General features: G+C 60.7%; 7 protein-coding genes. All 7 read left to right on the forward strand.

What is annotated here, in order from left to right:
• The first annotated feature begins 694 nt into the window (after positions 1-694).
• The 7 genes from ACV4UY_RS09250 to ACV4UY_RS09280 all read left to right on the forward strand — a co-directional run bounded on the left by ACV4UY_RS09250 (position 695) and on the right by ACV4UY_RS09280 (position 7164).
• Entirely contained in the window at positions 695-1744 is a 1050-nt protein-coding gene (locus ACV4UY_RS09250; RefSeq protein ID WP_491607315.1) for a 4Fe-4S dicluster domain-containing protein, read from the forward strand.
• A complete protein-coding gene (locus ACV4UY_RS09255) occupies positions 1741-2586 on the forward strand; it encodes an FAD/NAD(P)-binding protein (RefSeq protein WP_491607316.1) in 846 nt (281 codons plus the stop codon). The genes ACV4UY_RS09250 and ACV4UY_RS09255 overlap by 4 nt, the downstream gene beginning before the upstream one ends.
• The gene (locus ACV4UY_RS09260) at positions 2583-3377 is read left to right on the forward strand and encodes an NADH-quinone oxidoreductase subunit B family protein (RefSeq protein WP_491607317.1); all 795 of its coding nucleotides are present in this window, start codon (positions 2583-2585) and stop codon (positions 3375-3377) included. The genes ACV4UY_RS09255 and ACV4UY_RS09260 overlap by 4 nt, the downstream gene beginning before the upstream one ends.
• A complete protein-coding gene (locus ACV4UY_RS09265; protein ID WP_491607318.1) occupies positions 3367-4674 on the forward strand; it encodes a Ni/Fe hydrogenase subunit alpha in 1308 nt (435 codons plus the stop codon). The genes ACV4UY_RS09260 and ACV4UY_RS09265 overlap by 11 nt, the downstream gene beginning before the upstream one ends.
• A 1-nt stretch (position 4675) precedes the next feature.
• Complete coding sequence (locus tag ACV4UY_RS09270; RefSeq protein WP_491607319.1) at positions 4676-5200, forward strand: hydrogenase maturation protease; 525 nt, start codon at positions 4676-4678, stop codon at positions 5198-5200.
• Between the two features lie 130 nt (positions 5201-5330).
• Positions 5331-6734, forward strand: coding sequence for a sensor histidine kinase (locus tag ACV4UY_RS09275; RefSeq protein WP_491607320.1), 1404 nt, complete (start codon positions 5331-5333; stop codon positions 6732-6734).
• Between the two features lie 40 nt (positions 6735-6774).
• On the forward strand, positions 6775-7164 hold the full coding sequence (locus tag ACV4UY_RS09280) for a response regulator transcription factor (RefSeq protein ID WP_491607321.1): 390 nt from the start codon (positions 6775-6777) through the stop codon (positions 7162-7164).
• Positions 7165-7432: the final 268 nt, after the last annotated feature.

Here is a 7432-nt window from a genome sequence, read left to right on the forward strand (position 1 = left end):
ACCGCCATTCCAGGTAGCGCCTTTGGCCGCGCATGCGAAACCGTACTCCCCAAATGCTTGATTATACCACAATTCCGTTTGTCATCGCCATTCGCGCTCGTTCGCTGTCATTGTCTGGTGCTCCTTCAAACTGAAGACGGCTTAGTTTTCGTTATGCGCCTGCATGCGCACGGCTTTCGGGATAAAAATCTCCCGTGCGTTCACCTCAACGAACAAGATTTTCGAAACAGTCGATTATCGTCAGGATCCGAACGCAGGCTCCACCTTGCCCGCTTGGAGGGCGCGCGCCGATTCCGAAAATCGCCTGGTCGGCAACGATCTTCTCCAGAGACGACTCCACATGGATCAGTCTGAAAAGACCTCCTCCAGGGATCTCGCATCCACAAACCCCGGAATGATGCCACTTTAAAATACACCGTTCCCATCGTAAAAGCGAGCGTTTCTGGAACCCGGCAAGTCTTTGGAAGAGTCGATCGGTCATCAGGGCGATCATCAAGCTGCAAAAACGATTATGATAGCATTATTCGATATTATCGCCCGACGACAATCCGTGCTATCATGTATTTTTCATGTCCTTGTCGATAAAGGCCAGCAAAAACCGAGGGAATCGTCCCGTGGCACGCCTTGGCATCTCGGATTTCACGTCCGCATGCACGACTCTTCCAAGAGGGAAAGGGGGGTAAGCAGACCACACATGCGCACATTTCTGGTTCCAAAACAGGAGGTAATCTCCTGGATCCGACGGTTGGGGCGTGAACGAACGGTCTATTTCCCGCAACGGGTCGGTCAGGAAAATTACCGCTTTCTGCCCGTCAAACCCGACTCCGGCATCGAATTTCACGGCTATCGTCCCACCCTGGCCCCGCCCGGCAAAAAGCTCTCGCCCGCCTCGGAGACCCTGTTCTTCTTCCGCGACCGAGATTCCGCGACTCCCGAACTGCAACCGGTGCTGGATCATACCGAACGCGTGCTGGCCGGAGTCCGTCCATGCGACTTGAAGGGGATCGAGCTGCTGGATCGGGTCAACCGCGAGGGGCACGCCGATCCGCACCATCTCACTCGCCGCACCCATACCACGCTCATCGGCTGCGACTGTCTGTCCCCGTGCGACGAACGTTGTTTTTGCGATGCGGCGGGCTCCCTCGCTTGGCATGCCAATGCCGATCTGTTTCTCACTCCACTCGACGAAAAAATGCTCCTGGAGGTGTTCAGCGAAGCAGGCGCGGCCTTGCTGGAAGGGTGTGACTTCACCCCATGCGCGAATCCGGATGCGGTCAGAAAACGAATCGAGGCCAGCCGTGTCCGTCCCTTCGGCAGACAGTGGCCAACCGAAGCGCCCCCCGGTGCAGACCTATTTGCCGAGGGTGCGGCCTGGATCTGGGAAAAACATGTAGAAACCTGTTTCTCCTGCGGCAGTTGCAATCTGGTCTGCCCCACCTGTTACTGTTTCGATGTCCACGACACCCTGGAGTTGCCCGATTTTCAATCCGGACAGCGTGTTCGCACGGCGGATGGCTGCATGCTCCCGACTTTTGCCCAGGTGGCGAGCGGCCACGATTTCCGTCCCACCCCCTCCGCACGTCAAAAACATCGGGTGAAACGCAAATTCGCCTATCTCAACGATCGCTTCGACACTCCCTCCTTTTGCACCGGTTGCGGACGCTGCGGGCGGCAATGCACCGCCGGCATCGATATTTTCGACATCATCGCGGATTTGATCGAACACGCGGAGGCGGGACGATGAACACGACAATCGATCCGAACCTCTTTGTGCCGCAACCGGCGCGCATCCTGGAGATCACCCCCATGACCGCGCGGGAGAAGTTTTTTCAACTCGAACTGCAACGCCCCCTGAACCACCGCCCAGGCCAATTCATCATGCTCTCGCTGTTGGGCGTCGGCGAAGCGCCCATTTCGATCAGTTGCGGGCCGCGCGCGGACAACCTGCTGGAAATGGTGATCCGGGATGTCGGTTCCCTTACCCATGCCCTGCACGCCACGAAACCGGGACAGACCCTCGGGGTGCGCGGTCCGTTCGGCTCGGGCTTCGATCTGGAGTCGCTGACCGGACACCCGCTCGTCCTCATCGTCGGCGGTTTGGGTCTGGTGCCGATGCGCTCCCTGATTCAGGCGGTACTGGCCCGATTGAGCGAATTCCCCTCTCTCACCATCATCAGCGGCTGCCGCACCCCCGCCGAGGAGCTGTTCCGGGAGGAGATGCGCGCCCTGGAGCGGCTGGGCCAATCCAACGGCAAGATCCGGGTGATCCGTCTGGTGGACCGGCCCGATCATCTGCCCTGGGACGGACAGGTAGGGCTGGTGACCGCGCCGATCTCCGAGTTGTCCATCGATCCGACCCGGACATTGGTGGCGTTGTGCGGACCGCCGGTGATGTACAAATTCGCGCTTCTGGAACTCAAAAGCCGAGGCATTCCGGATGATCACCTCTTCGTGGATCTGGAACGGCGCATGAAATGCGGCGTGGGCAAGTGCGGACACTGCCAGATCAATCAGGTCACCTGCTGTCAGGAGGGACCGGTGTTCCGCTACGACCGGATCGCCCATCTGCCGGAGGCGCTGCTATGAAACCCAAGGTCGCCTTTTTCGATTTCGCCAGTTGCGAGGGGTGTCAACTCGCGGTGCTCAACTGCGAGGATATCCTGCTGGATCTTCTGGAGTGGGTGGATATCGTCGAATTCCGCGAGGCCATCTCCGAGACCGCCTCGCGCTACGATGTGGCTTTTATCGAAGGGAGCATCCACCGCGAGCAGGATGCCGAGCGACTGCGCGACATTCGTGCCCGTTCGACCCATCTGGTCGCCATGGGGGGATGCGCCTGCACGGGCAATGTCCAGGCACGCGCCAATTTTCTCGCCCCGGCGGAACATTTCCGGCGGGTTTACGGGACCGGAGAACGCGACCGGGTGCAGACCGATCCAGAGTTCTGGCCGCTCTGGGCCCACACGCGGGTGCGCACCGTGGCCGAGATCGTGCCGGTCGATTTCGAGCTGCGCGGCTGTCCGCTGGTGCCCGAGGAGTTCGTGGAACTGGTCAAGGCGCTGATCACCGGCACCAGACCGCGCATCACCCAACACCCGGTATGCGTGGAGTGCAAGGCGCTCGAGAACGAATGCGCCTACGATCGCAACGAAGTCTGCCTGGGACAGATCACCCGCGGGGGATGCAAGGCGATCTGCGTGACCCACGGCTACCGCTGCGACGGCTGCCGGGGGTTGGTGCCCCACGCCAATCTGGAGGCGCATCGGGCGCTGTTGCACCGCCTGGGCCTGACCGACGCGCAAATCGCCAACCGTTATCGCCTTTTTTTAAGCGCGGAACCGCCGGGACGACTCGTGAGGTGCTCGCATGAACCCTGATACCAAGACCTACCGCATCGACGTGCACCATGTAACCCGCGTCGAGGGACACGGCAACATCCGCATCAACACCCGCGACGGGGTGGTGGAGGAGGTCAAGCTCTGCATCGTCGAGGCCAACCGCTTCTTCGAGAGTTTCACCCGGGGCATGCTGCCGCAAGAGATCCCCTGGATCGTGGGGCGCATCTGCGGCATCTGCTGCGTTGGTCATCAACTCGCGGCCACCAAGGCGGTCGAAACCGCCCAGGGGATCGAGGTCTCCCCGCAGACCGTGCTGCTGCGGAAAATGCTCAACCAGTCGCAATTTTTGCAAAGTCATGTGCTGCACGTCTATTTTCTCGCGGTGCCGGATTTTGTCGGCGCACCGAGCGTCCTGCCTTTGGCCAAGAGTCATCCCGAGGTGGTACGCCGCGCGTTGCGCCTGAAAAAACTGGCCAACGACTACACCGAGGTGATGGGCGGACGCACCCTCCATCCGATGAGCAACACCTTGAAAGGATGGCGCAAACTGCCAGATCCGGAGCGGTTGGAGGCGATCCGCGTCCGACTGCTCGCCGCCCTGCCGGATCTGGAGCAGACCATCGCCGTGGTACGCTCGTTAAAGATCCCGGAGTACGAACGGGAGACCGAATTCGTGTCGCTCAAACATCCGGACGAATACGCCCTGTACGATGGCGAGGTGTTCGGCTCGGAAACCCGAACCAGCGTGCCGGTGGCCAAGTACCGCTCGGTGACCAACGAGTTCACCGTAGCCCACTCCACCACCAAGTGGTCGCGCTGGCATCGCGACGCCTACGCGGTCGGCGCGCTGGCACGGGTCAACAACAACTTCGACCAGCTCCACCCCGCGGCCCAAGGCGTGGCCGAAACCCTGGGATTGAGGACTCCCTGTTTCAACCCCTACATGAACAATGTCGCCCAGGTGGTGGAGATCATCCACTGCGCCCACGACAGCCTGGCGATGATCGAGCGCGCCTTGAACGGCGGCCTGAAGGAGGAGCCGATCACCCACATCCCGCAGGCCGGTCGAGGCGCCGGCGCGGTCGAGGTGCCGCGCGGAATCCTCTTCCACGAATACGCCTTCGATGCCGATGGCCGCTGTTGCGAGGCCAACGCCATCATCCCGACCAGTCAGAACATCAACAACATCGAACAGGACATGAAGGCCTTCGTACCGCGCATGCTGCCGGAGATGTCCAAAGAGGAGCTGACCCTGCACATGGAGATGTTGCTGCGCGCGTATGATCCGTGCATCTCCTGTTCGGTACACATGCTGGATGTCGAGTTTCTGGATTGACATGGATGAACGCGAGCCCCTGCCGCTGACCCTGATCGGGGTGGGAAGCCGCGCCGGAGGGGATGACGCCATCGGTCTGGAACTGGTCGAACGGCTGGCCGGATTGCACGCATCCCCAGCCCTGACGCCGCTTTTGTGGGAGGATGCCGACGCCTTGAGTCTGGCCGGCGAACTGCTGGAGCTTGACCAGGCGATTCTGCTGGTCGATTGCGCGGACATGCGTCTTGAACCCGGTTCCTGGCGACTGTTCCATCCGCGCCGCCCACGGATGCCTCTGACCTGGGATTCGGTCTCGACCCACGGACTGGGGATCGCCGAGGCGCTCGAGATCGCCGAAGCCCTCGGTTTTGATCAGCCGATCGCGGTGTTCGGAGTGCAACCGTTCGACCTGTCGCCGGGTCGCGACATGACCCCGGAGATGCGGACCTGTCTGCCGGAACTGGTTTTCGCCTTGCAGGGGATCGTCACCGCCCTGATCGCCGGGATTCGCCCCTTTCCTTCGGGCCGCGCGGCCCTTTTGAAATGACGCGGAGCTGGAAATGGCCTATACTCGCAGTCATGAAGGCGCAACCCGAATCCGGCCTCGCCGGATCGCGTTCCGGCGCCCGGCACAGGGTGCCAAACCCGGTAGTCGCGTAACGCTGGGGTGATCGCGCATGGCTGCTTCCCCCTCCTCGATCGACACGCCCCGCCAGAGCTGGCATGCCCGCGTCTGCGAGAAGGGATTGCGCACCACGGAGATGTCGGAACGCAGCTGGTGGTTCATCCGCACCCGCTGGAACGCCACGGCGCTCTGTTTTGTGGGCGCCCTCTGGGCTCTGCTGCCACCGTTGCGGGATCCACCGTTGTTGATGGTCGATTTCCGTTTCTTTTTGACCGTCGGCCTGCTGCTGGCGGCCAGCAACCACCTGTATACCCGCATGGCCCGGCACCTGGAAGCCGATCCGCATGCCAAAACCCGGCTCTGCCGTTTCTTGAGTCTTCAGGTATTGAGCGATTACGCCAATCTGTCGCTTCTGACCTATGGCCTGGGCGGCATCGAAACCCCGATCCTGATTCTGTTTTTACCCCACATCATCCTGTTGACCCTGTTTTTCTCCCGCCCCTACAGCTTCATCATGACCTGGGTGGGCATTTTTTTTGCCAGTTTACCCATCATCCTGGAACACCTGGGTGCCATCCCGGTGGTGTCGATCTTCGATGCCTCACGCAAGATGATCGATGTCACCTCCAGCCTGGTGATCACCTCCAGCTACATCCTCGGCATTGTCATCGCGTTTCTGATCTGCTGGTATCTGGTGGGCGGCATCACCGCCATCCTGTTGTTGCGCGAGCGCCAGTTGGAGTCGGCCTTGCAGCAGTTGCAGCGGTTGGACCGGGAGAAATCGCAGATCACCCTGCGCGCCACCCACGAACTCAAAGCGCCGTTCGCGGCCATCAAAAGCTATGTCTACACCCTGCGCGACGGCTACTGCGGCCCCCTGCCGGACAAGGCCAGACAGGTGATCGACCGGATCGGCGAACGGTGCGATCTGTTGATGGAGAAAATCTCCGACATCATCCATTTAAGCAACCTGCGCACCGCCACTCCGGCCAATGTGGGGTTGAGCGAAACCGATCTGACTCCCATCCTGGCCAAGGAGATCGACGATGCCCGGTTGATCGGCCAACCGCGCGGCGTGCGGATTCTGGCCTCGTTCGACATGGCCCCGTGTCCGCTTCAGGCATCCAGGGAGCATCTAAGCACCATGCTCTCGAATCTGTTGCGCAATGCCATCAGCTACTCCCATCCGGAGGGCGCGGTGGAGGTGACCCTGGAGCGACACGAAGGGCAGATGGTACTCCAGATTCGCGACCACGGCATCGGCATCCCGGCTGAACATCTGGAGAAGATTTTCGAGGAGCATTTCCGTTCCAACAACGCGGTGCGTTTCAATCCCAACAGCAGCGGCATGGGATTGGCGCTGGTGCGCGAAATCGTGCGTCTGCACGGCGGGCAGATCCGGGTGAAAAGCGAACTGGGTGTTGGATCCAGATTTATCGTAACTTTGCCGACATGAAACGCCCCTTGCGGGCGATCCAATTTTTCAGGAGATGAAGATGGCCAAGATTCTGTTGATCGACGACGACCAGGACATCACCGACAACCTCTCGATGATTCTGGAGAGCCAGGGATATCAAGTGTCGGTGAAGGGGGACACGGACCGCTTGCTGGAGGAGGTGCGACTTTTACGCCCGGATCTGATCATCCTGGACATCATGCTGCCCGAGGATGCCCAGGCCGGCTTCAAGGCCGCGCGCCTGCTCAATCAGGATGGGGAGTTGGGACGCATTCCGGTATTGATCCTCTCGGCGGTCAATCAACGCAGCAATCTGTCGTTCGGCTTCTCGGATCACGACATCAGCCCGGATTTCATGCCCGTGGAGGCGTTTCTCGACAAACCGGTGGAGCCGAGGCTGCTGCTGGAGAAGATCGAAGGGCTGCTGTAACTTGCATGATGGGGGGAGAACCCCCTCACCCCCCTTTACCATGGCCCTCCCTTCGGGAGTTCCACGGTAACTTGCATGATGGGGGGAGAACCCCCTCACCCCCCTTTACCATGGCCCTCCCTTCGGGAGTTCCACGGTAACTTGCATGATGGGGGGAGAACCCCCTCACCCCCCTTTACCATGGCCCTCCCTTCGGGAGTTCCACGGTAACTTGCATGATGGGGGGAGAACCCCCTCACCCCCCTTTACCATGGCCCTCCCTTCGGGA

The organism is Candidatus Magnetaquiglobus sp. (assembly GCF_058402785.1).